The organism is Lysobacter helvus (assembly GCF_018406645.1).
In the GTDB taxonomy this organism is placed as follows: domain Bacteria; phylum Pseudomonadota; class Gammaproteobacteria; order Xanthomonadales; family Xanthomonadaceae; genus Noviluteimonas; species Noviluteimonas caseinilytica.
In genome coordinates, this window is the sequence record NZ_AP024546.1 from 2,882,525 (window position 1) to 2,908,057 (window position 25,533).

26 protein-coding genes are annotated in these 25,533 nt (G+C 68.3%); 16 read left to right on the forward strand and 10 right to left on the reverse strand.

Annotated features, from left to right (window positions below; translation table 11 throughout):
* Positions 1–57 precede the first annotated feature (57 nt).
* The 6 genes from LYSHEL_RS14100 to ykgO form a co-directional block, all read right to left on the reverse strand.
* Positions 58–912 (reverse strand): alpha/beta hydrolase, encoded by an 855-nt coding sequence (locus LYSHEL_RS14100; protein ID WP_244858554.1) that lies wholly within the window; start codon positions 910–912, stop codon positions 58–60.
* Positions 913–1,003: 91 nt separating this feature from the next.
* Complete coding sequence (locus LYSHEL_RS14105) at positions 1,004–1,609, reverse strand: TetR/AcrR family transcriptional regulator (RefSeq protein ID WP_213434685.1); 606 nt, start codon at positions 1,607–1,609, stop codon at positions 1,004–1,006.
* A gap of 63 nt (positions 1,610–1,672) precedes the next feature.
* The gene (locus LYSHEL_RS14110) at positions 1,673–2,560 is read right to left on the reverse strand and encodes a carbon-nitrogen hydrolase (RefSeq protein WP_213434686.1); all 888 of its coding nucleotides are present in this window, start codon (positions 2,558–2,560) and stop codon (positions 1,673–1,675) included.
* A complete protein-coding gene (locus LYSHEL_RS14115; protein WP_213434687.1) occupies positions 2,557–3,606 on the reverse strand; it encodes an agmatine deiminase family protein in 1,050 nt (349 codons plus the stop codon). The genes LYSHEL_RS14110 and LYSHEL_RS14115 overlap by 4 nt, the downstream gene beginning before the upstream one ends.
* Positions 3,606–3,968, reverse strand: a complete 363-nt coding sequence (locus tag LYSHEL_RS14120) for a hypothetical protein (RefSeq protein ID WP_213434688.1) — start codon at positions 3,966–3,968, stop codon at positions 3,606–3,608. The genes LYSHEL_RS14115 and LYSHEL_RS14120 overlap by 1 nt, the downstream gene beginning before the upstream one ends.
* A 151-nt stretch (positions 3,969–4,119) precedes the next feature.
* On the reverse strand, positions 4,120–4,245 hold the full coding sequence (ykgO, locus tag LYSHEL_RS14125; protein ID WP_010342887.1) for a type B 50S ribosomal protein L36: 126 nt from the start codon (positions 4,243–4,245) through the stop codon (positions 4,120–4,122).
* A gap of 141 nt (positions 4,246–4,386) precedes the next feature.
* Between ykgO and cmk the strand changes: the two genes are divergently transcribed.
* The 8 genes from cmk (at position 4,387) to galU (ending at position 12,645) form a co-directional block, all read left to right on the forward strand.
* Positions 4,387–5,079: a (d)CMP kinase gene (gene cmk / locus LYSHEL_RS14130; RefSeq protein ID WP_213434689.1), complete on the forward strand. Its 693-nt coding sequence runs from the start codon at positions 4,387–4,389 to the stop codon at positions 5,077–5,079.
* Positions 5,080–5,211: 132 nt separating this feature from the next.
* The gene (gene rpsA, locus LYSHEL_RS14135) at positions 5,212–6,900 is read left to right on the forward strand and encodes a 30S ribosomal protein S1 (protein ID WP_213434690.1); all 1,689 of its coding nucleotides are present in this window, start codon (positions 5,212–5,214) and stop codon (positions 6,898–6,900) included.
* A 99-nt stretch (positions 6,901–6,999) separates the two neighbouring features.
* A complete protein-coding gene (locus LYSHEL_RS14140; RefSeq protein WP_213434691.1) occupies positions 7,000–7,302 on the forward strand; it encodes an integration host factor subunit beta in 303 nt (100 codons plus the stop codon).
* 66 nt (positions 7,303–7,368) lie between these two features.
* Positions 7,369–7,638, forward strand: a complete 270-nt coding sequence (locus LYSHEL_RS14145) for a LapA family protein (protein ID WP_213434692.1) — start codon at positions 7,369–7,371, stop codon at positions 7,636–7,638.
* Positions 7,639–7,641: 3 nt separating this feature from the next.
* On the forward strand, positions 7,642–8,820 hold the full coding sequence (gene lapB, locus LYSHEL_RS14150) for a lipopolysaccharide assembly protein LapB (protein ID WP_213434693.1): 1,179 nt from the start codon (positions 7,642–7,644) through the stop codon (positions 8,818–8,820).
* The gene (locus tag LYSHEL_RS14155) at positions 8,820–9,836 is read left to right on the forward strand and encodes an MraY family glycosyltransferase (protein WP_213434694.1); all 1,017 of its coding nucleotides are present in this window, start codon (positions 8,820–8,822) and stop codon (positions 9,834–9,836) included. The genes lapB and LYSHEL_RS14155 overlap by 1 nt, the downstream gene beginning before the upstream one ends.
* Entirely contained in the window at positions 9,833–11,737 is a 1,905-nt protein-coding gene (locus tag LYSHEL_RS14160) for a polysaccharide biosynthesis protein (protein WP_213434695.1), read from the forward strand. Before LYSHEL_RS14155 ends, LYSHEL_RS14160 begins: the two co-directional genes overlap by 4 nt.
* Positions 11,737–12,645, forward strand: coding sequence for a UTP--glucose-1-phosphate uridylyltransferase GalU (galU, locus tag LYSHEL_RS14165; RefSeq protein ID WP_213434696.1), 909 nt, complete (start codon positions 11,737–11,739; stop codon positions 12,643–12,645). The genes LYSHEL_RS14160 and galU overlap by 1 nt, the downstream gene beginning before the upstream one ends.
* An 11-nt stretch (positions 12,646–12,656) precedes the next feature.
* Here the strand turns inward: galU and LYSHEL_RS14170 are convergent, their stop codons facing one another.
* Complete coding sequence (locus LYSHEL_RS14170; protein ID WP_213434697.1) at positions 12,657–13,085, reverse strand: hypothetical protein; 429 nt, start codon at positions 13,083–13,085, stop codon at positions 12,657–12,659.
* On the opposite strand from LYSHEL_RS14170, the gene LYSHEL_RS14175 reads away from it, so the two are divergent.
* The gene (locus tag LYSHEL_RS14175; protein WP_244858556.1) at positions 13,084–14,397 is read left to right on the forward strand and encodes an NAD(P)/FAD-dependent oxidoreductase; all 1,314 of its coding nucleotides are present in this window, start codon (positions 13,084–13,086) and stop codon (positions 14,395–14,397) included. The two genes, LYSHEL_RS14170 and LYSHEL_RS14175, sit on opposite strands and share 2 nt — an antisense overlap.
* Before the next feature lies 1 nt (position 14,398).
* Here LYSHEL_RS14175 and LYSHEL_RS14180 read toward each other — a convergent pair whose 3' ends face one another.
* Genes LYSHEL_RS14180 through LYSHEL_RS14190 form a run of 3 tightly spaced genes read right to left on the reverse strand, consistent with a single transcriptional unit; the run spans position 14,399 to position 18,663 of the window.
* Positions 14,399–15,604 (reverse strand): acetyl-CoA C-acyltransferase, encoded by a 1,206-nt coding sequence (locus LYSHEL_RS14180; protein ID WP_213434698.1) that lies wholly within the window; start codon positions 15,602–15,604, stop codon positions 14,399–14,401.
* A gap of 8 nt (positions 15,605–15,612) precedes the next feature.
* Positions 15,613–17,988: a 3-hydroxyacyl-CoA dehydrogenase/enoyl-CoA hydratase family protein gene (locus tag LYSHEL_RS14185; protein WP_213434699.1), complete on the reverse strand. Its 2,376-nt coding sequence runs from the start codon at positions 17,986–17,988 to the stop codon at positions 15,613–15,615.
* A 54-nt stretch (positions 17,989–18,042) separates the two neighbouring features.
* Positions 18,043–18,663, reverse strand: coding sequence for a TetR/AcrR family transcriptional regulator (locus LYSHEL_RS14190; protein ID WP_213434700.1), 621 nt, complete (start codon positions 18,661–18,663; stop codon positions 18,043–18,045).
* A gap of 261 nt (positions 18,664–18,924) precedes the next feature.
* On the opposite strand from LYSHEL_RS14190, the gene ndk reads away from it, so the two are divergent.
* The 7 genes from ndk (at position 18,925) to der (ending at position 25,533) form a co-directional block, all read left to right on the forward strand.
* A complete protein-coding gene (gene ndk / locus LYSHEL_RS14195; protein ID WP_213434701.1) occupies positions 18,925–19,350 on the forward strand; it encodes a nucleoside-diphosphate kinase in 426 nt (141 codons plus the stop codon).
* Between the two features lie 5 nt (positions 19,351–19,355).
* On the forward strand, positions 19,356–20,507 hold the full coding sequence (gene rlmN / locus LYSHEL_RS14200; protein ID WP_213434702.1) for a dual-specificity RNA methyltransferase RlmN: 1,152 nt from the start codon (positions 19,356–19,358) through the stop codon (positions 20,505–20,507).
* A gap of 22 nt (positions 20,508–20,529) precedes the next feature.
* Positions 20,530–21,309: a tetratricopeptide repeat protein gene (locus tag LYSHEL_RS14205; protein ID WP_244858558.1), complete on the forward strand. Its 780-nt coding sequence runs from the start codon at positions 20,530–20,532 to the stop codon at positions 21,307–21,309.
* A complete protein-coding gene (locus LYSHEL_RS14210) occupies positions 21,306–22,121 on the forward strand; it encodes a RodZ domain-containing protein (protein ID WP_213434704.1) in 816 nt (271 codons plus the stop codon). Before LYSHEL_RS14205 ends, LYSHEL_RS14210 begins: the two co-directional genes overlap by 4 nt.
* Before the next feature lie 98 nt (positions 22,122–22,219).
* A complete protein-coding gene (locus LYSHEL_RS14215) occupies positions 22,220–22,861 on the forward strand; it encodes a YfgM family protein (RefSeq protein ID WP_213434705.1) in 642 nt (213 codons plus the stop codon).
* Positions 22,861–24,075: an outer membrane protein assembly factor BamB gene (gene bamB / locus LYSHEL_RS14220; RefSeq protein WP_213434706.1), complete on the forward strand. Its 1,215-nt coding sequence runs from the start codon at positions 22,861–22,863 to the stop codon at positions 24,073–24,075. Before LYSHEL_RS14215 ends, bamB begins: the two co-directional genes overlap by 1 nt.
* Positions 24,076–24,132: 57 nt before the next feature.
* Positions 24,133–25,533, forward strand: a complete 1,401-nt coding sequence (der, locus tag LYSHEL_RS14225) for a ribosome biogenesis GTPase Der (RefSeq protein ID WP_213434707.1) — start codon at positions 24,133–24,135, stop codon at positions 25,531–25,533.

The following is a 25,533-nucleotide window of genomic DNA, read 5'->3' on the forward strand; positions in this document are numbered from 1 at the left end:
CGCCGGGGCACCGGCGGCCGCGCAGCATAGACGTTCGCCCGCGCCGGGCGCACCCGTTCAAGCGAGGCCGAAGGGCAGATTCGGCGAAGACACCACGCGTTCGCCCACCGCTTCGCCGCGCAGGAAGCGCAGCGCCGCGGCGATGACGCCGGCGTCGCCCGCGATGCGGTTGTGGCCCAGGCCCTGCGTGCTGAGCAGGCGCGAGTCCGCCCAGTAGCGCGCGTAACGCTCGCCTTCGGCCCACGGCACTTCCTGGTCTTCCACGTCGTGGACGATCAGCGCGGGGCGGCCGATGCGCGGCACCGTGTGGTGCGCCTGCAGGCTGTCGAAGGTGACGCCCACGCTCGCTTCGAAACCGGCGATGAGTCCACGCCACAGCCGCTGCGGCAGGCGCACCAGACGCGCGAAGCGGTAAGCGGCGTCTTCGGGATCGGCGGCGGGGGCGATCAGCACGATGCGTTCGGCCTGCAGGCCCTGCGCGAGCGCAACGCTGGCGGCGGCCCCCCCGAGCGAATGCGCGACCAACGCCGCCGCCGGCCCGAAGCGGCGTGCGACGGCGAGCAGCGTGCTGGCGAAATCCGGCAGCGTGGTGCGTTCGCCGGTGCTGCGCCCGTGCGCGGGCTGGTCGAACGCGACGACGGCGTAACCCGCCGCGCGCAACGCCGGCACCCACGCCAGGAAACGCGTGCCATGGCTCGACCAGCCGTGCGCGAACAACACGTAGGGCTGCGATGCCGGATCGCCCCACGCATACGTCGCGATGCGGTGGCCATCGAGGTCGAAGCTGTCGCAGGTCGCATCGCCCACCGGCGCCTGCAACGCCCGCGCGCGGCTGCTTTCGAACGGCGTGGAGAACAACGCGCCAGCGCGGCGCAACGTCGCGGCCGGATCGAACGCGCTCCCGACACGCATGACGGCGCGCATCCACAGCAGGGGAAGGGCGGATCGAACGGTCGTGCTAATTCTGGAGGCGGCGATGGTCATGGGGGAACTCCGCGAAGGATCAGCGTGGGGCGTGGTGGGCGATCCAGCGCTCGATCGCGCGGTCGCCGTGGTGTCGCGCCACGTCGTAGCCGAACAGGCCGGCTTCGTGGTGGGCGGCGAGGGGAATGGCGTAGAGCTCGAAGACGCATTGTTCGACGTCGTCGGCGGCGAGGTGGCCGCAATCGATCGCCTGCTGCACGGCGCGATGAAGTTCGGCGCGCCAGCGCGTTTCGTTGTGCAGCACCTGGTCGCGCAACACGCCGGGCCGGTCGTCGTATTCCATGACGGAGCCGACCAGCACGCAGCCACCGCGCTGCGTGCCGCGCACCCATTCGAACCAGTTGCGCATGATGGCGCGCACGCGCGGCAGGCCACGCGGTTGCGCCAGCGCGGGGATGAGCACGGCGTTGCCGAAGCGCAGCGCGGCTTCTTCCAGGACGGCGAGCTGCAGGTCTTCGCGCGAACCGAAGTGCGCGAACACGCCGCTCTTCGACATGCCGACCGCGGTGGCCAGCGGGCCGATCGACAGGCCTTCCACGCCGGAGGCGCGGGCGATGTCGTAGGCGCGGGCCACGATGGATTCGCGGGTGGCGGCGCCTTTCGACGTGGCGGTCAGGGTGGTCATGGCGGCGGACAATAGCACGACCGTTCGTATCTGGAAGACCGTTTGTCGGCCCCGCCGAAAAAACTAGTCGCGATACCGCTTCAGCAGGTCGCCGTAAGCGTCGATCCGGCGATCCCGCAGGAACGGCCAGATGCGGCGGACGTGTTCGCTGCGGGCCATGTCGACTTCGGCCATCAGGATTTCGGGCTCGCCCTTGGCCTCGGCCAGGAATTCACCCTGCGGCCCCAGCACGTGGCTCGAGCCCCAGAACTGGATGCCCGACGTGCCGAGCGGCGAGGCTTCATGACCGACGCGATTGCAGCTCAGCACCGGCAGCCCGTTGGCGACGGCGTGGCCGCGGTGGCTGAGGATCCACGCGTTGCGCTGGCGATCCTTCTCGGCCTGGTCGTCGTCCGGATCCCAGCCGATCGCGGTGGGATACAGCAGCAGTTCCGCGCCGGCGAGCGCCATCAGGCGCGCGCCTTCGGGATACCACTGGTCCCAGCACACCATCAGGCCGAGGCGGCCGACCGACGTGTCGATCGGTTCGAAGCCGAGGTCGCCGGGCGTGAAGTAGAACTTTTCGTAGAAGCCCGGATCGTCCGGGATGTGCATCTTGCGGTACTTGCCGGCGGTGCTGCCGTCGGCGTCGAAGACGACCGCGGTGTTGTGGTACAGGCCCGCCGCGCGCTTTTCGAACAGCGAGCTCACCAGCACGACGCGGTGTTGTTTCGCGAGCGCGGCCAGGCGTTCGGTGCTGGGGCCCGGGATTTTTTCGGCGAGGTCGAATTCGCTGACGTCTTCGTGCTGGCAGAAGTACGGGCCGTTGTGCAGTTCCTGCAACAGCACGAGCTTCGCGCCGCGCCTGGCGGCTTCCGCGACGCGCGCTTCGATGACCGCGAGGTTCTCTTCCGCGCCGCCGTGGTTGCGTTCCTGGATCAGCGCGACGGGCAGGGTCTTCTTCGCGGTCATCGGATCAATCCTTGCGGCAATTGCATGGTGATGCAGTGCAGGCTGCCGTTCTGCCAGATCAGCGAACGGCACGGCACCTGCACGATCTCGCGGCCCGGGAAGGCCTGCGCCATGACGGCGGCCGCGGCATCGTCGGCGGTATCGCCGTACGCCGGCATGAGCACCGCGCCATCCACGATCAGGAAGTTCGCATACGAGGCGGCGAGGCGACGGCCTTCGTCGACGATGGGCTTGGCCCACGGCAGCGGATACAGGCGATACGGTTCTTCGTCGCGCGTGCGCAATGCGGCGATGTCTTCGGCCATCGCGCGGAGCTCGATGAAGTGTGAATCGGATTCGTCGTCGCAGGCCTGGAACACGATCGCGTCGTCCGGCGCGAAGCGCGCCAGCGTGTCGATATGAGCGTCGGTGTCGTCGCCTTCGAGATACCCGTGGTCGAGCCACAGCACGCGATCCTGCACGAGCCAGTCGCGCAGTCGCTTGTCGAGCTGCGTGCGCGACAGGTCCGGATGGCGTTCGTGCAGGCACGTCCACGTGGTGAGCAGCGTGCCGGCGCCGTCGGTTTCGATCGCGCCGCCTTCCAGCGCGAAGTCGATCGATTCGCGCGTGGCATCGGTGAACACGCCGGCGTCGACGAGGTGTTCGATCAGTTGGTCGTCGCGACTCGCTTCGAATTTGCCGCCCCAGCCGGTGAATCGGAAATCGAGCAGCTTGAAGCCGTTCGGCGTGCGCAGGGTGATCGGGCCGGAATCGCGCAGCCACGTGTCGTCGTAGTCGACTTCGACGAAACGCACGCGCGACAGGTCGACGCGCGAGGAACGCAGGCGCGCTTCGGCATACGTCTGCAGGTCGGCGTCGGCCACGCAGACCACCACGTTCGTGCGGGGCACGAGCGCGGCGACGAGCGCGATGTAGGTTTCTTCGACGTCGCCCAGGCGCGCGGCCCAGTCGGTGTCGGCGTGCGGCCAGGCGATGAGGACCGCGGACTGGGGTTCCCATTCCGCGGGGAACCGCTCCTGGTCGGAGCGGAGGAGGGCTTCGGGCATCAGCGGATCGCGGGTTTCGGGCCTACTTCGTTGGCGTCGGCCTTGTTGGCCACCGCATCGATGACGCGGCTCTTTTCGAAGTAGACGGTGAAGGTGGGGTAGGTCCAGCGGTTGATGGTCGGCCACTGGCGCTTCTGGCCGCCGCGCGGGTCGAGCTGGTCGGCCGGCTTGCCGTACTTCGCTTCGACCTGCTGCATCGTCATGCCGCGCGCCGGCATGGCCGCGCTGTTTTCCTGCTGCACGCGCTCGACGAGGAGCGTGTCGCCCTCGGTCACGACGGCCTGCGGGGTCGCTTCCTGCGCGAAGGCGGCGCCGGCGAAGGCGAGGGCGAACAACATCGGCACCACGGTACGCATGTTCATCGCGAGCACTCCCCTTGTGAATGGGGCGGATTGTAAGCACAAGGATGCAGGGGACGGGATTACGCCCCCGTCACGGTTCCGGGCATCACTGGCCGCGGAAACGAGAAAGCCGCCTTGCGGCGGCTTTCGTTTGATCGCAAGGAACTGCGTATCAGCGCTGGCGCGCCTTGAAACGCGGGTTGGACTTGCAGATCACGAAGACCTTGCCACGACGGCGGACCACCTTGCAGTCGCGGTGACGGGCCTTCGCGGACTTCAGGGAGGACAGGACCTTCATGACGAACCTCGGCAACGAATCGGATGGATGGAATGCGCGCCGCAGGGTGCGACGGGCAGGGCGGTAACGCGAAGCCGCGCATTCTGCCGGCTTTTCTTCGCCCGCTCAAGTGGTTGCGGCACGCAGTTACAATCCCGCCCCATGACCGACGCCCCGATCGACCCGTCCCGCGCCCCCGTCCTCACCATCGACGGCCCCTCCGGCTCCGGCAAGGGGACCATCAGCCGCCACGTGGCCCGCGCCCTGGGCTGGCATTACCTGGACTCCGGCGCGCTGTACCGGGCGGTGGGCATCGCGGCCAGCTGGGCCGACATCGACCTGTCCGACGCCTCGGCCCTGGTCCGCTGCACCTTCGATACCGAGATCGAGTTCGGGGACGAAGTGGGCGACGAGCCCCGCGTGATCGTCAACGGCCTGGACGCCACCGATGAGCTTCGGACGGAAACGGCCGGTGCCGCGGCCTCGGCCATCGCCGCCATCCCCGAAGTGCGGGCCGCCCTCAAGGATCGCCAGCGCGCCTTCCGCCGCGCCCCGGGCCTGGTGGCCGACGGCCGCGACATGGGGACCGTGATCTTCCCCGACGCCGGCATCAAGGTGTTCCTCACCGCCAGCGCCGACGAAAGGGCCGAAAGGCGCTATAAGCAGTTGAAGGAAAAAGGAGTTTCCGTTACATTGCCCGGCCTGCTGCGCGAGATCCTCGCCCGTGACGCACGCGATGCGAACCGGGCGGTGGCGCCCTTGCGGCCGGCCGATGACGCCGTCCGCATCGACACCACCGGGCTTTCGATCGACGCCGTCGTCGAACGCGTGCTGGCCTTGCTGCCGGCGCGCTGACGCCACGCTTCGCCGAAGCCCCGCACTGCAGGCAACCGCTCTCCGCGCATCCCGCGCGGCGGGTTCCATTCCTCCAACCCCCTGGCCCTTCATCCCGAAGCGCCACCTGAGAATTCCCTAATGTCAGCTGCAATGACCGAATCTTTTGCCGAACTGTTTGAAGAGAGCCAGGCCGGACTCGCCAAGCTCAAGCCGGGTTCCATCGTCACCGGCATCGTGGTCGAGGTGCGTACCGACGTCGTCGTGATCAACGCCGGCCTCAAGTCCGAAGGCATCGTGCCCATCGAACAGTTCCGCAACGACGCCGGCGAGATCGACGTGGGCGTGGGCGACGAAGTGAAGGTCGCGCTCGACTCGCTCGAGAACGGCTTCGGCGAAACCGTGCTGTCCCGCGAGAAGGCCAAGCGCGCGATGGTGTGGGACGAACTCGAGCAGGCGCTCGAGAAGAACGAAACGATCACCGGCCGCATCAGCGGCAAGGTCAAGGGCGGTTTCACCGTCGACATCAAGGACGTCCGCGCGTTCCTGCCGGGCTCGCTGGTCGATGTGCGCCCCGTGCGCGACCCGGTGTACCTGGAAGGCAAGGAACTCGAGTTCAAGCTCATCAAGCTCGACCGCAAGCGCAACAATGTCGTCGTCTCCCGCCGTGCGGTGGTCGAGAGCGAACATTCGGAAGAGCGCGAGCAGCTGCTCGAGAAGCTGGTCGAAGGCGCCGTGCTCAAGGGCGTCGTCAAGAACCTCACCGACTACGGCGCGTTCGTGGACCTCGGTGGCATCGACGGCCTGCTGCACATCACCGACATGGCCTGGAAGCGCGTGCGCCATCCGTCCGAAGTCGTGGAAGTCGGCCAGGAGCTGGACGTCCGCGTGCTCAAGTACGACCGCGAGCGCAACCGCGTCAGCCTCGGCCTGAAGCAGCTGGGCGAGGATCCGTGGGACAACATCGCGCGTCGCTACCCGGCCAACACCCGCGTGTTCGGCAAGGTCAGCAACGTCACCGATTACGGCGCGTTCGTCGAGATCGAGCCGGGCGTGGAAGGCCTGGTCCACGTGTCCGAAATGGACTGGACCAACAAGAACGTCAACCCGTCCAAGGTCGTGCAGGTCGGTGACGAAGTGCAGGTCATGGTGCTCGACGTCGATGAAGAGCGTCGCCGCATCTCGCTCGGCATGAAGCAGGTCACCAGCAATCCGTGGGAGACCTTCGCGGCCATCCACAAGAAGAACGACAAGGTGTCGGGCCAGATCAAGTCGATCACCGACTTCGGCATCTTCATCGGCCTGGACGGCGGTATCGATGGCCTGATCCACCTGTCGGACATCAGCTGGAACTCCACCGGCGAAGACGTGGCGCGCAACTACAAGAAGGGCGACACGCTGGAAGCCGTGGTCCTGGCCGTCGACCCGGAACGCGAGCGCATCTCGCTCGGCGTCAAGCAGCTCGAGCAGGATCCGTTCGGCCAGTACATGGCGACCAATCCGAAGGGCACGAAGGTCAAGGGCACCGTCAAGGAAGTCGACGCCAAGGGTGCGACGATCGACCTCGGCGACGGCGTGGAAGGCTACGTCTCGGCGCGCGACATCTCGTACGACCGCGTGGACGATGCCAGCCAGCACCTCAAGGTGGGCGACCAGGTCGAAGCGAAGTTCATCGGCATGGACCGCAAGGGCCGCACGCTGCAGCTGTCGATCAAGGCCAAGGACGAAGCGGATACCGCCGAAGCCATGGCCGAGTACAACAAGGTGTCGGACGCCGCCAGCGGGACCACCAAGTTGGGTGCCCTGTTGCGCGAGCAGCTCAACAGCAACAAGTCCGAGTAAGGCAACAAAGCACGACGGCGGCCCGGTCATTCGGGCCGCCGTTCGTACACCCCGCTCTTCGTAAAGCTGCCCATTCCTGCGACCGACGAGCCGCACTGCATGACCAAGTCCGAACTGATCGAGATCCTCTCCGCGCGCCAGGGCCACCTGAAGGCGGACGACGTCGATCTCGCGGTGAAGTCGCTGCTCGAAATGATGGGCGCGTCGCTGTCCGGCGGCGAGCGCATCGAAATCCGCGGATTCGGCAGCTTCTCGCTGCACTACCGTCCGCCGCGCCTGGGGCGCAACCCGAAGACCGGCGATTCCGTCGCCCTCCCGGGCAAGCATGTTCCGCATTTCAAGCCGGGCAAGGAGCTGCGCGAACGCGTCAGCGACGTGTTGCCCGTCGAGCCCGATGCCTGATCCCTCGAGGCCTCGGCTAAGCTGGTGGCCCTCGCAACCGGACCACGCGATGGAGCCGCGGCAACGATGATCCGAGTGTTCCGCTTCCTGTTCGCCGTTGCCTGCCTCGTGGCGGGCCTCGTCGTCGGCGTCCTCAATCCCCAACCTGCCGTGCTCGATCTCGGGTTCGCCAACGCGTCCGCTTCGCTGGGCGTGGTGGTGCTGATCGCCGTGCTGGTCGGTTTCCTCGCCGGCGGCCTCGCGCTCGCGGCGAGTGTCGTGTGGCCCATGCGCCAGCGCCTGCGTCGCGCGCAGTCCGCGGCGCCGCCGCCGCCCACGTTCCCGCAAGGATCCTGATCGGTGGCCTTCATCAACGAGTGGTTCTGGTTCTTCCTGCTGCTGCCCATCGCGGCGGCGAGCGGCTGGCTGATCGGCCGGCGCGGCGGCGAACGCCATAGCGACACGCAGGTCAGCCGCCTGTCCACCACGTACTTCCGCGGCCTGAACTACCTGCTCAACGAACAGCCCGACAAGGCGATCGAAGTCTTCCTGCGCATCGCCGAGCTCGACAAGGACACGTTCGAGACGCAGGTGGCGCTGGGGCATCTGTTCCGGCGTCGCGGCGAAGTGGACCGCGCGATCCGGCTGCACCAGGCGCTCGTGCAACGCCCCGACCTGTCGGACCAGCAGAAGGTCCAGGCACTGCTCGCACTGGGCGAGGACTACATGCGATCGGGCCTGCTCGATCGCGCCGAAACGGTGTTCACCGATCTCGTGCGCCTGGACATGCGCGCCCCGCAGGCGCTCAAGCATTTGATCGGCATCTACCAGGCCGAGCGCGACTGGGGCAAGGCGATCGAGAACGCCACGCGCTTCGAGGAAGCCACCGGCGAGCCGATGGGCAAGCTGGTCGCGCAGTTCGAATGCGAACTCGCCGACCGCCATCGCGCCGCGGGCGAGAACGAAGCCGCACGCGCCGCCGTCGCACGCGCGTACGAAGCCGACGCCAACTCCGTGCGCGCCGGCATCCTCGAAGGCCGCATCGAACTGGAAGCCGGCAACGACGGCGCCGCCATCCGCGCGTTCGAACGCGTGGCGCGCATCGATCCGGACTACTTGCCGGAAATCCTCCCGCAACTCTTGCCGTGCTACGACCGCGTCGGCGATGCGCCGGGCGCGCGCAACTTCCTCGGCGAGATGATCGAACACTACCGCGGCGTCGCCCCCGTGCTGGCGCTGACGCAGATGGTGGAAGCGGAGCAGGGCGTGCCCGCCGCGCGCGAATGGCTCGCGCTGCAGTTGAAGGATCGTCCGTCCGTGCGCGGCGAAGCGGCACTCATCGACCTCACGCTCGCCGACGGCGCCGATCCCACCGCGACGCTGCACGACCTCAAGCACATCACGGACCAGTTGCTGGTGCGCAACCCGAGCTACCGCTGCAACCGCTGCGGCTTCGGCGCACGCGCGCACCATTGGCAATGCCCCAGCTGCAAGGAATGGGGTTCGGTGAAGCCGCTGCTGAACTACGCGGTCGTTTGATGACCCTGTCTGCGCTGCTGCTGGCGTGCTTCGCGATCGGGGCAGGCGGAACCTGGCTCGCGCGGCGTTATGCGTTGCGCCATGCGTTGCTCGATTCGCCCGGCGAACGTCGCGCGCATACGGTGCCCACGCCGCGCGGCGGTGGCATCGGGATCGTCGTGGCCCTGCTGCTCGCGGGCGTGCTGCTGCTGGCCGTGCGTGCCGGCTCGGTCGACGTCCGCCTCCTGCAAGGCACACTGCCGGGCCTCGCGCTCGTCGCACTCGTCGGCCTGCTGGATGACCACGCGTCGATGTCCCCGTGGTTGCGCCTGCTGGTGCATGGCGTCGCCGCCGCGTTGCTCGCATGGGCCACGTGGTGGGCCACCGGAAGTGGCTGGCATGCCGTCGTCGCCTTCGGGCTGGCGCTCGTGCTGACGAACATCTGGAACTTCATGGATGGCATCGACGGCATCGCTGCGACGCAGGCGGTCCTCGTCGCCGGCGCGGTCGCCATCGCGGGCCGCGACACGTGGACGACGTGGGCGCTCGTGCTCGCCGCCGCGACGCTCGGCTTCCTGCCCTTCAACGTGCCGAAGGCGCGCATCTTCCTCGGCGACGTCGGCAGCGGGGCGCTCGGGTTCGCCATCGCCGCGCTCATCGTCGGGCGCATCGGCAACGCATCGCCGGTCGCTGCCCTGGCTTGGTGCCTGCCCATTTCCGCCTTCGTGATCGACGCGACGCTGACCCTGGCGCGCCGCGTGCTGCGCGGCGAACGCTGGTGGGAACCGCACGCCCAGCACGCCTACCAGGCGTGGGCCCGCAGGCGCGGGACTCACATGCCCGTCACGCTGGCCTATGCCGGATGGACCCTGGTGGCGATCGCACTCATGCACGCGCTGTCCTGCGCGACCCCCGTTGTCGTGTTCTTGTCCTGCCTCGCGTGGTATACCGCCGGCGCCGGGCTCTGGCGGTGGCTGCAAGGACCGACGAGGCAAGGAACGGAACCCCCCGCGGTGAAGGAGACCACCGGACAATGAAGACCTGGCGCATGCAATGGGCCTCTGCACTGCCGCGATCGGCCGTCGTGCTGCACGACCTGGCCATGGTGTGGCTGTGCTGGCATGGATTGCGCCTGTTGCGCTATTCGCTGGCCGAAATCGCCACCCGGCAACCGCTGTGGTCCACCGAGGACGCGATCGTCCTGCTCGCGCAGGGCCTGGTGCTGTGGCGCGTGGGCCTGTACCGCGGCCTGTGGCGCTTTGCCAGCGTGCCCGACCTGTTCAACCTGGCCAAGGCCGCGATCTTCGGCACGATCGCGATCGGCCTGGGCCTGTTCCTCTACAACCGGCTCGACGAAGTCCCGCGCACGGTGCTGCTGCTGTATCCCTTCGCGCTGGTCGGCCTGCTGGGCGCGCCGCGCTTGGTGTACCGCGCGTGGAAGGAACACACCCTCGCGCGCAACCGCACCGCCGCGGTGCGCGTGCTGATCCTCGGCGCCGGCCGCGCGGGCGAAGCGCTCGTGCGCGACCTGCGCCGCACCGGTGCCTACGAACCCGTCGGCTTCCTCGACGACGCGGCGCAGTTGCGCGGCAGCAAGGTGCAGGGCGTGCCCGTGCTCGGGCAGATCGCTTCGATCGAAGAGATCGCACGCGAAACCGCGGCGCGCCTGCTGGTCATCGCGATGCCGTCCGTGCACGCCTCGCTGCTGCAGCGCGTGGTCGCCGCATGCGAACGCACGGGCCTGCCGTTCCGCATGGTGCCGCGCCTGGACGACATGCTCGAAGGGCGTTCGTTGCCGGGCGAACTGAAGGAAGTCGCGATCGAAGACTTGCTCGGCCGCAGCCCGGTGATGCCGGACTGGAAGTCGATCCGCGGCTGGCTCGGCGGGCGCTCGGTGCTGGTCACCGGCGGCGGTGGTTCGATCGGCGCGGAGCTGTGCCGCCAGTGCGCAAAGCACGGTGCGCGCCGCGTGGCGGTCGTCGAGATCGACGAACTCGCGCTGACCACGATCGTCACCGACCTGCACCGCGATTTCCCGGACCTGGACTGCGTGCCGGTCCTCGGCGACTGCGGCGATCCCGCCGTCGTCGCGCATGCCTTGCGCCTCGCCGAACCGGACGCCGTCTTCCATGCCGCCGCCTACAAGCAGGTGCCGTTGCTCGAAGCGCAACTGCGCGAAGCCGTGCGCAACAACGTGCTCGCCACCGAAACCGTGGCCGTCGCATGCCGCGAAGCGGGCGTCGGCACCTTCGTGCTGATCTCCACCGACAAGGCGGTCGATCCGGTCAACGTGCTCGGCGCCACCAAGCGCCTGGCGGAAATGGCGTGCCAGGCGATGGCGGACCGGCGCTCCACGCGCTTCGTCACCGTGCGGTTCGGCAACGTGCTCGATTCGGCCGGCAGCGTGGTGCCGCTGTTCCGCGAACAGATCCGCAAGGGCGGGCCGGTGACGGTCACCGATCCGGAAGTCACGCGCTTCTTCATGACGATCCCGGAAGCCTGCCAGCTGATCCTGCAGGCCTCGGCGATCGGTTCGCACGAAGCGGTGTACACGCTCGACATGGGCGAACCCGTCGCGATCCGCCTGCTCGCCGAGCAGATGATCCGCCTGGCGGGCAAGCAACCGGGCCGCGACATCGCGATCGTGTACTCGGGCCTGCGCCCCGGCGAGAAGCTGCACGAGACGCTCTTCCACGCCGACGAGCGCTATCGCCCCACGTCGCACCCGAAGATCCTGCAGGCCGAAGCGCGGGCCGTGCCGGGCGAAGCCACGTTCGAAGCGCTGCGCGTCCTGCGCGAAGCCACCGCGCGCTACGACGTCGACGCCCTGTTCAAGCAACTGCGGTCCGCCGTGCCGGAATTCTCGCCTGCACCTGTTGTGCACGTCGCGCCAGCCACCGTGGTGGCCTTCCCCGCACGCAACGCACGCAAAACCTGATGACCCCCACCAACAAACGCATCCGCACCGCCGTCTTCCCCGTCGCCGGGCTCGGCACGCGCTTCCTGCCGGCCACCAAGACGGTGCCGAAGGAAATGCTGCCGATCATCGACAAGCCGCTGATCCAGTACGCGGTGGACGAAGCCATCGAAGCCGGCTGCGAAACGCTCGTCTTCGTGACCAACCGCTACAAGCACGCGGTCGCCGATTACTTCGACAAGGCCTACGAGCTCGAACAGAAACTCGAACGCGCCGGCAAGCACGAGCAGCTGGAACTGGTGCGCAACGTGCTGCCGCCGCACGTGCGCGCGGTGTTCGTGACGCAGGCCGAAGCCCTGGGCCTGGGACACGCCGTGTTGTGCGCCAAGCCTGTCGTGGGGGACGAACCCTTCGCCGTGCTGCTGCCCGACGACCTGATCTGGAACCGCGGCCCCGGCGCACTGAAACAGATGTCCGACCACGCGCAGGCCACGGGCGCCAGCGTGCTCGCGGTGCAGAACGTGCCCGCCGACAAGACCGGCAGCTACGGCATCGTCGACACCGACGAATTCACCGGCCGCCAGGGCCGCATCAACGCGATCGTCGAGAAGCCCGATCCGAAGGACGCGCCGAGCACGCTCGCCGTCGTCGGCCGCTACGTGCTCAGCCCGCGCATCTTCGACCTGCTGGAACAGGTGAAGCCCGGCGCCGGCGGCGAGATCCAGCTGACCGATGCGATCGCCGCGCTGTTGAAGGAAGCGCCCGTCGATGCCTATCGCTTCAAGGGCACGCGCTTCGACTGCGGCACGCACATCGGCCTGATCGAAGCGACGATCCGCTACGCGCTGGACCACGAGACGCTGAGCGAGGCCGCTGCGAAGACGATGCAGACGGCGCTGGACGAACTGGGCGTGGTCGAACTGAAGTAACGCGTCGCGCGTCAGCCGTAACGCCACCACGCATACGCCGTCCACGCCAGCAGGATCGCGGCGAGGGCGAGCAGGGCGGTGCCGAACACTTCGACGCGGCGCGCCCAGGCGAACGCGTCGCGGTCGCGCAGCACGCGCACGTCGCGCCAGGTTTTCCAGTCGCGCGGCGGGAAGCGGCCTTCGAGGCGACTGGCCAGGGCGAAGCGACGCATCGCAATGCCCAGTGCGCCGGCGGGCAAGGCCAGGCCCAGGCCGAGCGCGGCGAAGAGGCGGCGCAACCACGTGTACGTGCTGCCGGGATCGCTGGAATGCAGCACGGCGCCCATGTGCGCGAGCCACGTGTTGAGTTGCCACAGCAACACGCCGCACAGCGCCGCGACGAGCGCGAGCAGGGCGAGGCTGCGGTTGCGGTAGGCTTTGTCGGCGCGATGGATGTCCATGGCGCCATCACACGTGCTCGCCGCCACGATGTCCAGCCCGCCCGTCAGCTATTACCGCGCAACCGTCCCCGCGTCGGCCCCGAGGCCCGCGCCGTCGGGCAGAAGTGCGACGCGCGTCTGCATCGTGGGGGGCGGCTTCGCGGGATTGAACACGGCGCTCGGCCTGGCCGAACGCGGCGTGCGCGACGTCGTGTTGCTCGAAGCGGAGACCGTGGGCCACGGCGCGTCGGGTCGCAACGGCGGCTTCGTGTTCGGCGGGTTCTCGCGCGGCGAGGGCGCGTTGCTGCACGACCTCGGACCCGATCGCGCCCGTGCGCTGTATCGCGGCACGCTCGACGCAGTGGAATTGATCCGCGCGCGCACCGATCGTTACGCGATCGACTGCGAGCGCACCGATGCCGGCGTGATCTGGGCGAACTGGTTCCGCGATCCGGACGTGCTGCGCGCGCGCCAGCGCCTGCTGCAGGAATCTTTCGGCGTCGACTGGCAATGGATGCCGCGCGAACAGGTCCGCGACGTGCTGCGCACCGATCGCTACACCGACGCCTTGTTCGAACCGCAGGCCTTCCACTTCCATCCGCTGAAATACGCGCGCGGCATCGCGGCGGCGGCCGAAGGGCAGGGCGTGCGCATCCACGAGCACGCGCCGGTCGTCGCGCTGGAACGCCAGGGCGCCGGCTGGAAGGTGCGCACCGCCTCGGCGGAGATCGATGCCGAGCACGTCGTGCTGGCCTGCGGCGGTTACCTCGCAGGATTGCGCCGCGACGTGGACGCCAGCGTGTTGCCGATCGCCACCTACGTGATGGTCACCGAACCGCTCGGCGATCGCCTGCACGATGCGATGCGCACGCGCGCCGCGGTGTACGACACGCGCTTCGCATTCGATTACTACCGCCCGCTGCCCGATACGCGCCTGCTGTGGGGCGGTCGCATCTCGATCCTCAACCGCGACGCGCGCGCGGTCGAACGCGTGTTGCGGCGCGACCTGCACCGCGTGTTCCCGCAGCTCGATGGCGTGGGCGTGGACTTCGCGTGGTCGGGCCTGATGAGTTACGCGCGGCATGAGATGCCGCAGGTCGGGCGCATCGATGACGGTCTGTGGCTGGCGCAGGCGTTCGGGGGCCACGGCGTGGCGCCGACGACGTTCGGCGGCGAAACCGTCGCCGCCGGCATTGCGCACGGCGACGAAGGTTGGAAGGAACTCTCGCGTTACGGCCTGGACCCGGCGTACAAGCCGGTGGGCTTCCTCGCCGCGCAGGCGAGTTACTGGTCCGCGCAGTGGCGCGACGCCTGGAAGGCGCGCGCCACCTAGGTCACACGCGTTCGAAGATGCCCGCGGCGCCCATGCCGGTGCCGATGCACATCGTCACCAGGCCGTACTTCTGCTGGCGGCGCTGGAGGCCGTGCACGATCGTCGCGGTGCGCACCGCGCCGGTCGCACCGAGCGGATGGCCGAGCGCGATCGCGCCGCCCAGCGGATTGACCTTCGACGGATCCAGCTTGCTGTCGCGGATCACCGCCAGCGCCTGCGCAGCGAAGGCTTCGTTGAGTTCGATCCAGTCGATCTGGTCGAGCGTGAGGCCGGCGCGCTGCAACGCCTTCGGAATCGCGGCGATCGGGCCGATGCCCATGATGTCGGGTTTGACGCCTGCGACCGCGAAGCTCGAGAACTTCGCGAGCGGCGTGAGGCCGTAGTCCTTGATCGCCTGTTCCGAAGCCAGCAGCACCGCCGCCGCACCATCGCTCATCTGCGAACTGTTGCCCGCCGTGACCGTGCCGCCGAACTGACCGTTGCGGAACACGGGCTTGAGCTTGGCGAGCCCTTCGAGCGTGCTGTCCAGGCGCGGACCTTCGTCGATGGCGACCTTGCGGCGGACTTCCTGGATCACGTTGCCGTCGGGCAGGTGCGAGATCACTTCATACGGCGAGATCTCGGAGGTGAACTCACCGGCCTGGATCGCCGCGATCGCCTTCTGGTGCGAGGCGAGCGCGAACGCATCCTGGTCTTCGCGCGACACCTTCCACTGTTCGGCCACTTTCTCGGCGGTGATGCCCATGCCGTAGGCGATCGCGACGTTGTCGTTGTTCGCGAACACCTGCGGGCTCAAGGCGACCTTGTTGCCCATCATCGGCACCATCGACATCGATTCGGTGCCGCCGGCGAGCATCAGGTCGGCGTGGCCCATGCGGATCTGGTCGGCGGCCAGCGCGACGGCCTGCAAGCCCGACGAACAGAAGCGGTTGATCGTCTGCGCCGCGATGGTGTGCGGCAAACCGGCGAGCAGCAGGCCGATGCGCGCCACGTTCATGCCTTGCTCGGCCTCGGGCATCGCGCAGCCGATGATGGCGTCGTCGATGCGCGAAACGTCGATGCCCGGCGCCTGCGCGACCACGCTGTGCAGCACGTGCGCGAGCATGTCGTCGGGACGGGTGTTGCGGAACACGCCGCGCGGCGCCTTGCCGACCGGCGTACGGGTGGCGGCGACGATGTAGGCGTCCTGCATTTGCTTGGTGGTCATGTGCGTTCTCAGTTCCTGAGCGGCTTGCCGGTCTTCAGCATGTGCGCGATGCGTTCCTGGGTCTTCGGCATCTGCGCCAGCGCGACGAAGTGTTCGCGTTCCAGGCGCAGCAGCCAGTCTTCGTCGACCAGCGAACCGCGATCGATCTCGCCGCCGCACAGCACGGTGGCGATGCGCGTAGCGATTTCGTAGTCGTGCGGCGAGATGAAGCGGCCTTCCAGCATGTTGACGAGCATCATCTTGAACGTGGCGATGCCGACGTCGCCGGCGACTTGCACGCGGCGCGCGGGCAGGGGCGGGCGATAGCCGCCTTCGGCCAGCGCGCGGGCATGCGCGCGGGCGACGTGCAGCAGCTCGTAGGCGTTGAACACGACCGGGTCGCCGTCGCGCGCGAGCTTGAGCGCCTTCGCTTCGAACGCGGAGGTCGACACCTTGCCCATCGCGACGCTTTCGAACGCGGTCTTGAGCTGCGCGAACACATCGCCGCCGGGGCCGGCCGCGTCGGACGCACGCACCGCGAGTTCCTTCAGGCCGCCACCCGCAGGCAGCAAGCCGACGCCCGCTTCGACGAGGCCGACATAGCTTTCGAGCCCGAACACCGTGCGCGCCGCGTGCATCTGGAATTCGCAGCCGCCGCCGAGCGCGAGCCCGCGCACCGCGGCGACGACGGGCACCAGCGCGTACTTGATGCGCTGGCTGGTCGCCTGGAACTGCGCGACCATCGCTTCGAACCCCTTGACGTCGCCGGCCTGCAACAGGCCCAGCGCACCGGCGAGGTCCGCGCCGGCGGAGAAGGGTTCCTTCGGTTGCCAGATCACCAGGCCGCGGAAGTCGCGTTCGGCGATCGCCACGGCTTCCTGCAGGCCGGACAGCACCTGGTCGTTCACCGTGTGCAGCTTGGTCTTGAAGCCGACGACGGCGATGTCGTCGCCTTCGTCCACCCACATGCGCACGCCGTCGTTCTCGAACACGGTGCGGCCCTGCGAGGCCTTCTCGCCCAGCAGCGGATCGGGGAAGCGCTGGCGCGCGTACACCGGGTTGTCGGAGCGCGGCACCATCGCGTTGCGCGCGGGGCTGAAGCTGCCCGTCGGCGCATGCACGCCATCGCGGCCATCGAACACCCAGTCCGGCAGCGGCGCCGTGCTCATCGCCTTGCCGCCCACGATGTCTTCGGCGATCCAGTCGGCGACCTGCTTCCAGCCCGCGGCCTGCCAGGTTTCGAACGGACCGAGCGACCAGCCGTAGCCCCAGCGCAGCGCGAGGTCGACGTCGCGCGCGGTGTCGGCGATGTCGGCCAGGTGGTAGGCGCTGTAGTGGAAGGTGTCGCGGAAGCAGTTCCACAGGAACTGCGCCTGCGGATGCGTACTCGCGCGCAGGGCGGCGAACTTCTTCGCGGGGTCGCGTTCCTTGAGCAGCGCGGCGACGTCCGGATCGATGTCGCTGTTCGACGCGCGGTAGTCCTGCGCCGCGAGGTCGAGGACGAGGATGTCCTTGCCGCGCTTGGTGTAGAAGCCCGCACCGGCCTTCTGCCCGAGCGCGCCCTTCGACACGAGGGCCTGCAGCCAAGCCGGCGCCTGGAAGTACGCGTGCCACGGATCATCCGGCAGCGTGTCGGCCATCGTCTTGATGACGTGCGCCATCGTGTCGAGGCCGACGACGTCGGCCGTGCGATACGTCGCCGACTTCGGGCGGCCGATCGCCGGGCCCGTCAGCGCATCGACGGTGTCGAAGCCGAGCTTGCCCTGTTCGGTGTGGTGCATCGCGGCCAGCATCGAGAACACGCCGATGCGGTTGCCGATGAAGTTCGGCGTGTCCTTGGCGATCACCACGCCCTTGCCGAGCGTGGTGACGAGGAAGGACTCGAGCGCGGCGAGGATGGCGGGCTCGGTGGTCTTCGCCGGGATGAGTTCCGCCAGGTGCATGTAGCGCGGCGGGTTGAAGAAGTGCACGCCGCAGAAGCGGTGGCGCAGGGCTTCGGGCAGTACGCCGGCGAGCGCATCGATACCGAGGCCCGAGGTGTTGCTGGCGAGCACCGCGTGGTCCGGCACGAACGGCGCGATGCGCTTGTACAGGTCCTGCTTCCAGTCCATGCGTTCGGCGATCGCTTCGATCACCAGGTCGCAGCCGCGCAGCAGTTCCAGGCCCGTGTCGTAGTTGGCCGGCACGATGCGTTCGGCGAGCGATGCGGTGGCGAGCGGGGCAGGCGAGAGCTTCGCGAGGTTCGCGATCGCCTTCGCAGCGATCCCGTTCGGATCGCCTTCCTTCGCCGGGAGGTCGAACAACACCGTGTCGACGCCCGCATTGGTGAGGTGCGCGGCGATCTGCGCCCCCATGACACCAGCCCCGAGCACCGCGGCGCGGCGCACAAGCAAGTTCTTAGACATGTTTCTTAAGTCCTTGAAACGAAATGTGAAAGATCGTGTTCTTGAGAAACCACTTCAACTCTTGAAGCCGGCCGCCGCGAAGCGGATCAACTCCTTCGCCGCGTGCTCGCGATGTGCGGATTCGGAGACGCCGGACGGCCGCTTGATCAGGCCGAAATCCGCCATGGCATAGGTGAGTGCGCCGGACAGGAAATCCAGCCGCCAGTACAGCGCTTCCTTCGTCAGCCCCGGCATGCAGCCGGCGATCGCCTTCGCGAAATCGCGCAGCACGTGGCCGTACTGGTCGGAGAGGAACTTGCGCAGGCCGTCGTTCTTTTCCGCGTAGGCGCGGGCGATCACGCGGATGAAGGCGCCGCCGCCGTGGCGGTCCTGCGCCATCGCCAGCGCCGGTTCGACGAAGGCGGCGAGGATGGGTTCGAGGTCGCCCGGGTGGTCCTTCTGGGCAACTTTCAACGCGGCCAGGCGCGCGGCGCTCATGTCGTCCATGCGGCGGCGGAAGACCTCGTTGACCAGGTTTTCCTTGCTGCCGAAGTGGTAGTTGACCGCGGCGATGTTGACGTCGGCACGGCTGGTCACCTGGCGCAGCGACGTGCCGGAAAACCCGTACTGGGCGAACAGTTCTTCGGCGGCACCGAGGATCCGGTCCTTGGTGGAGAAATGGGCGGTGGCGGTCATGGCGGGGTCTCGCTGCGGGGCCGGCAAGCGGCCGTTCGAATCAAACGCTTGTTTGATGCTAGTCCGTACGCCGACGTATCGTCAACGCCGCGCACCCCACGCCCCGGTGAACGCGACAGGGTTCCACGCGTGCATCGAACGTGTTCAGTGGTTAGAATCGCCGCCAGCCATATCGGCTAAACCCGCGTCCCGCCGCGGGTTTTTCTGTTATCTTCGGCCCCGCGCAAAGACGGGTCCGACATTAGCCCGGAGAGTTTCCCCATGGCGCTGGAGCGCACCCTTTCGATCATCAAGCCCGATGCCGTTGCCAAGAACGTCGTCGGCGAAATCTATTCCCGTTTCGAGAAGGCCGGCCTGAAGGTCGTGGCCGCCAAGATGAAGCACCTGTCGAAGCAGGAAGCGGAAGGTTTCTACGCCGTGCACCGCGAGCGCCCGTTCTTCAGCGCGCTGGTCAACTTCATGAGCTCCGGTCCGGTGATGATCCAGGCACTGGAAGGCGAAGGCGCCGTGCTGAAGAACCGCGACCTGATGGGCGCCACCAATCCGAAGGATGCCGCGCCGGGCACGATCCGCGCCGACTTCGCCGATTCGATCGACGCCAATGCCGTGCACGGTTCCGACTCGCTGGAAAATGCCGCGATCGAAATCGCGTACTTCTTCCCGGCCACGGACGTCTACACGCGTTGAGCGACATGACCGCGATCGCCGCCAAGCAGAACCTGCTCGACCTCGATCGCGAGGGACTGGAGCGCTTCTTCGCCGACACGCTCGGCGAGAAGCGTTTCCGCGCCCACCAGGTGATGAAGTGGATCCACCATCGCCACGTCACCGACTTCAATGAAATGACCGACCTCGGCAAGGCGCTGCGCGCCAAGCTCGAGGACAGCGCGCACGTGCTCGTGCCGAAGGTGCAGTTCGAAAAGCCTTCGCTGGACGGCACGCACAAGTGGCTGCTCGGCATGGATGGCGGCAACGCCATCGAAACCGTCTTCATCCCCGACAAGGGCCGCGGCACGCTGTGCGTGTCGTCGCAGGTGGGCTGTGCGCTCAACTGCCAGTTCTGTTCCACCGCCACGCAGGGCTTCAACCGCAACCTCTCCACCGCCGAGATCATCGGCCAGGTGTGGGTGGCCGCGAAGCACCTGGGCAACGTGCCGCATCGCCAGCGCAAGCTCACCAACGTGGTGATGATGGGCATGGGCGAGCCGCTGATGAATTTCGACAACGTCGTGCGCGCGATGAGCGTGATGCGCGACGACCTGGGCTTCGGCCTGGCCAACAAGCGCGTCACGCTGTCCACCGCCGGCATGGTGCCGATGATCGACAAGCTGGGCGAGGTGAGCGACGTGTCGCTCGCCGTGTCGCTGCATGCGCCGAACGACGAGCTGCGCAGCGAGCTGGTGCCGCTCAACAAGAAGTACCCGATCGCCGAGCTCATGGCCTCGTGCGAGCGTTACGTTGCGCGCAAGCGCGGCAGTTCGATCACCTTCGAATACACGCTGATGAAGGGCGTCAACGACCAGCCGCAGCATGCGAAGCAACTCGCGCGCCTGATGCACAAGTTCGACAACGCCGTGCAGATGAAGGACGCGGCGAAGGTCAACCTGATTCCGTTCAATCCCTTCCCCGGCACGCGCTTCGAGCGCTCGGCCGACGAAGACATCCGCGCCTTCCAGAAAACCTTGCAGGAAGCGCGCGTGCTGGCCACGGTCCGCAGGACGCGTGGCGACGACATCGATGCCGCATGCGGCCAGCTGAAGGGGCAGGTACTTGATCGGACCCGGCGACAGGCGGAATTCCGCAAGCACCTGGCAGAACAGGGGATCGGCGATGCGGCCGCGTAAGGCCCTCGCACTGCTCCTGCTCTTGGCCCTTGCCGGGGCCGGCTGTTCGCGCGTTGCCCTGTTCAAGACCGATCCGTCCCGCAAGGACTTCGATCGCGTCGCCGAACCCGTCGAAGTGCACGACACCGCCGCCAGCCGCGAGCGCGACACCGCACGCCTGGCCGCCGACCGCTCGCAGCAGAAACTCCTCGAAGGCGACCTCGACGCCGCCGAAGCGCAGGCCAACAAGGCGCTGAAGGCGGACCCGAAGCTCGCCGACGCCTACACGCTGCTCGCCGTCATCGCCGACCGCCGCGGCAACAGCGCGCTGGCGGGCACGCAGTACATGCGCGCCGCGGAACTCGACCCTTCCGGCGCCACGCTCAACAACTACGGCACCTGGCTGTGCACCAACGGCCGCGCGGCGGAATCGCTGCCGTGGTTCGACAAGGCCCTGCAGGATCCCTCGTACCGCTCGCGCACCAGCGCGATGGCCAACGCGGGCAAGTGCACGCTGGATGCCGGCCGCCCGCTCGACGCCGAGCAGATGCTGCGCGCCACGTTGCAGATGGACCCCAACGATCCGGTGGCCCTGGGCACGATGGCCAGCATCGCGTTCCGCGCCGGGCGTTACATGGAAGCGCGCGCGTTTTCCGAGCGCAGGCTCGCCGCGGCGGCGGTCACGCCCGAAGCGCTCCAACTTGCGTCACAGATCGAAGACAAACTCGGCGACAGTGCCGCATCCGCGCGCTACGTTCGCCGCCTGAGGGAAGAGTTCCCCGGCGTTGCGCAGGGGAACGCGGGGGGATCGAAAGCACCATGATGGACGCCGATCACTACGTTTCCGAGTCGGGGGTGGGCCTGCGCCTGCGGAAGGCGCGCGAGGCCGCCGGCTTGTCGCTGGAAGACGTCGCCGCGCAGTTGCACATGCCGTCGCGCGTCGTGCAGTCGCTGGAAGAAGAAGACTGGGCCCGCCTGGGCGCACCGGTGTTCGTGCGCGGGCAACTGCGCAGCTACTCGCGCCTGCTCGGGCTGGTCACCTCGACCACCATCGCCGCCTCCGGCGTCGCACCGATCGAACCGCCGGCGCTCGTGCCGCGCAGCTACACCCCGCGCATGCACCGGCTCATCGAGCAGGGCACGCGGCGGATGGTCTACATCGTGATCACCGCGGCGATCGTCGTGCCCGTGTGGCTGGCGACCAAACCGCATCTGAACAGCACGCGCGATCCGGCCACCGTGCAATCGCTCGATGCACCGGCCGCGGGCGCACCGTCGCTCGGCCAGGCCACCTCGGTGCAGCACCCCGCCTCCGAAGCGCCGGTGGTGGCGTCGATGACGCCGTCGCTCGCGCCGCGCCCGTCCGCGCAGCCCGCATTGATCCTGCGTTTTTCGGGCGACAGCTGGATCCAGGTGCAGGCGCCGGATGGCCGCACGCTCGAGAAAAGCCTGGTGCCCGCGGGCTCCACGCGCAGCTACGTGGCCGGTGAAGTCGGCCGTGTGACCCTGGGCAATGCGTCGGCCGTGGCGGTCCAGCAAGGCGACCGCGCGCAGGACCTCACGCCCTTCCGCCGTGCGAACGTCGCACGCTTTCAGGTATCCTCCGACGGCTCTCTGGCGCCGGTCCGCGACTGACGCAGGGCCACGCAGGCAGGTCGACACGGTGGTGCGACGTGCGCGCGTGCGCAATCCGCATCCCCCTGAACGACTCATAGAAAAAGCCCAGAGGCAGCATGGCGATCGACGACCTGCTCGACGAACACGAACAAAGCGAACGCGTCCGCGGCTGGCTGCGCAACAACGGCGGCGGCCTGGTGATGGGCATCGCCCTCGGCCTTGCCGCCATCGGCGGCTGGCAGTGGTGGCAGCAGAAGCAGGTGGGCGAACGCCTCGCCGCCGCGCAGCAATACGACACGCTGGTGCACGAGGTGCAGGCCGGCGACGTCAAGAAGGCGCAGGGCACCGCCGCCACGCTGGTGAAGTCCGGCAACGACTACGCCGCGCTCGCCGCGATGCAGCTGGCCAAGAAGCAGGTGGAGGCCGGCGACACCACGCAGGCCATCGCCACGCTGCGCGCCGTGCAATCGAAGGATCCGGCCATCGCCGCCGTACTGCAGTCGCGCCTGGCGCGCCTGCTCATCGACGATGGCAAGCCGCAGGACGCCCTCGCGCTCCTCGGCGACAAACCCACGGGCGCAGCCGCGCTCGAAGCCCGCGGCGACGCGTTGTATGCGCTCAAGCGCACCGACGACGCCCGTGCCGCCTACACGCAGGCGCTGGCGAAGCTCGACGTGGCCATGCCGCAGCGCCGCGTCGTCGAACTCAAGCTCATCCAGGTCGGCGGCAACCCGACCCGTCCGGAGAACCGCAGCTGATGAAGGCCCCCACGCCAGTGAAGTCGTCCGTGCAACGCGTTTCGCTCGTCCTGTGCTGCGTGATCGCGCTGGCCGGCTGTTCCACCGTCAAGGGTTGGTTCGGCGCCGGCAAGGACGAGAAGAAAGCGCTCGAGCCCGCCGAGCTCACCGAGTTCACCCCGACCGCCACCGTCAAGAAGCTGTGGTCGGCGAAGGCCGGCGGCGGCGAAGGCGCGATCGGCGTGCGCCAGGGTCCGTCGGTCGCCGACGGCAAGGTGTTCATGGCCGCGGTCGAAGGCGGCGTGCGCGCGGTGGACCTGCAGACGGGCGCCGAAGCCTGGAAGTGGGATCCCAAGCGCGAGAAGGGCAAGGAAAAACTGCGCCTGTCCGGCGGTCCCGGCGCGGGCAACGGCCTGGTCGTGGTTGGCGGCCTGGACGGCGAAGTGATCGCGCTCGACGAGAGCACCGGCGCCGAGAAGTGGCACGCCCGCGTGGGCAACGAAGTCATCGCCGCGCCCGTCATCGGCGAAGGCCTGGTGTTCGTGCGCGCCAACGACGGCGTGGTCACCGCGTTCGATGCCGCCTCCGGCGAGCGTCGCTGGTTCTGGCAGCGCGAACTGCCCGCGCTCACCGTGCGCGGCAACGATTCGGTCGCGCTCGGCCCGGGCTTCGTGTTCGTCGGCAACGACGACGGCTCGGTCACCGCGCTGTCGTCCACCGACGGCCGCCTGCTGTGGGAACAGTCCGTCGCCCAGGCCGAAGGCCGCAGCGAACTGGACCGCATGTCCGACATCGACGGCACGCCCGTGATCGACGGCACCACGCTGTACGCCACCAGCTTCAAGAAGCAGACCATGGCGATCGACGGCCCCAGCGGCCGCCCGATCTGGCAGCGCGACAACGGCGGCGCCGGCCGCGTGGGAAACGGCAGCGACCGCGTGGTCGTCGCCGATCCCGCCGGCGCGGTGTGGGCCATCGACAAGGCCACCGGCGGTTCGTTGTGGCAGCAGCCCGCGCTCGCGCGCCGCAACCTCGCGGGTGTGGCGGTGCAGGGCGATTACGCCGTGGTCGCCGACTACGACGGGTACGTGCACTGGCTGCGCCTGGACACCGGCGCGTTCGCCGCGCGTTCGCGCGTCGGCGGCGATCCCGTGCGCGCCACCCCCGTCGTGGCCGACGGCGTGCTGCTCGTCCAGAACATCGACGGCGAAGTCACCGCGTTCCGCATCCAGTAACACGGTCCGCGTCCGCGCGGACTTCGCTCCATTCCGCTCGGTCAACCCGGATCTTCCATGCTGCCCCTCGTCGCCCTCGTCGGTCGTCCCAATGTCGGGAAATCGACGCTCTTCAACGTCCTGACGCGTTCGCGCGACGCCCTCGTCCACGACGAGCCCGGCGTCACGCGCGACCGCAACTACGGCGTGTGCCGCCTCGATCCCGAGCGCCCCTTCGTGCTCGTGGACACCGGCGGCATCGCGGGCAGCGAAGAAGGCCTGGCCGGCGCCACCGCGCGCCAGTCGCGCGCGGCGGCCGAAGAAGCGGATCTCATCCTGTTCGTCGTCGACGGCCGCGAAGGCGCCTCGGCGATCGACGACGAAATCCTGTCGTGGCTGCGCAAGGTCGACACGCCGACGTTCCTCGTCGTCAACAAGGTCGATGGCCTCGACGCACAGGCCGCGCTCGCCGAGTTCGCGCGCTACGGCATCAAGGAAGTGCTGGGCGTGTCGTCCGCGCACAAGCAGGGCCTCGATGCGTTGATGGCGCGCACGATGGCCGTGCTGCCGCGCGACGGCGACACCGAAATCCTCGACAACGATCCCGAGCGCGTGCGCATCGCGTTCGTCGGCCGCCCCAACGTCGGCAAGTCCACGCTGGTCAACCGCATCCTGGGCGAGGAACGCATGATCGCGTCGGACGTGCCGGGCACCACGCGCGATTCGATCGCGGTGGACCTGGAGCGCGACGGCCGCAAGTACCGCCTCATCGACACCGCCGGCCTGCGTCGCAAGGGCCGCGTGGAAGACGCGGTGGAGAAGTTCTCCATCGTCAAGACGCTCGGCGCGATCGAACAGTGCCAGGTCGCCGTGATCATGCTCGACGCGGTGGAAGGCGTGACCGACCAGGACGCCAGCGTGCTCGGCGCCGTGCTCGATGCGGGCCGCGCGCTCGTCGTCGGCGTGAACAAGTGGGACGGCCTCACCGACTACCAGCGCGAACAGAACGAACAACTGCTCTCGCGCAAGCTCGCGTTCGTCGACTGGGCCGAAGCGGTGCGCATCTCCGCGCTGCACGGCTCGGGCATGCGCGAACTGTTCAAGGCGATCCATCGCGCGCATTCGTCGGCGACGCGCCAGTTCACCACCGCCGAGACCACGAAGGCGCTGGAAATCGCCTACGAAACCAATCCGCCGCCCGTCGTGCGCGGCCACGTCGCCAAGCTGCGCTACGCGCATCCGGGCGGCGACAACCCGCCGACCTTCATCGTGCACGGATCGCGCCTGCGCACGCTGTCGGACAGCTACCGGCGCTACCTCGAGAACTTCTTCCGCAAGCGCTTCAAGCTCGTCGGCACGCCGGTGCGCTTCCTCTTCAAGGAAGGCGAGAACCCGTACAAGGACAAGCCGAAGAACCCGCTCACCGCGCGCCAGGTCGCGAAGAAGCGGCGCCTGATGAAGCACGTCAAGGGCAAGTGA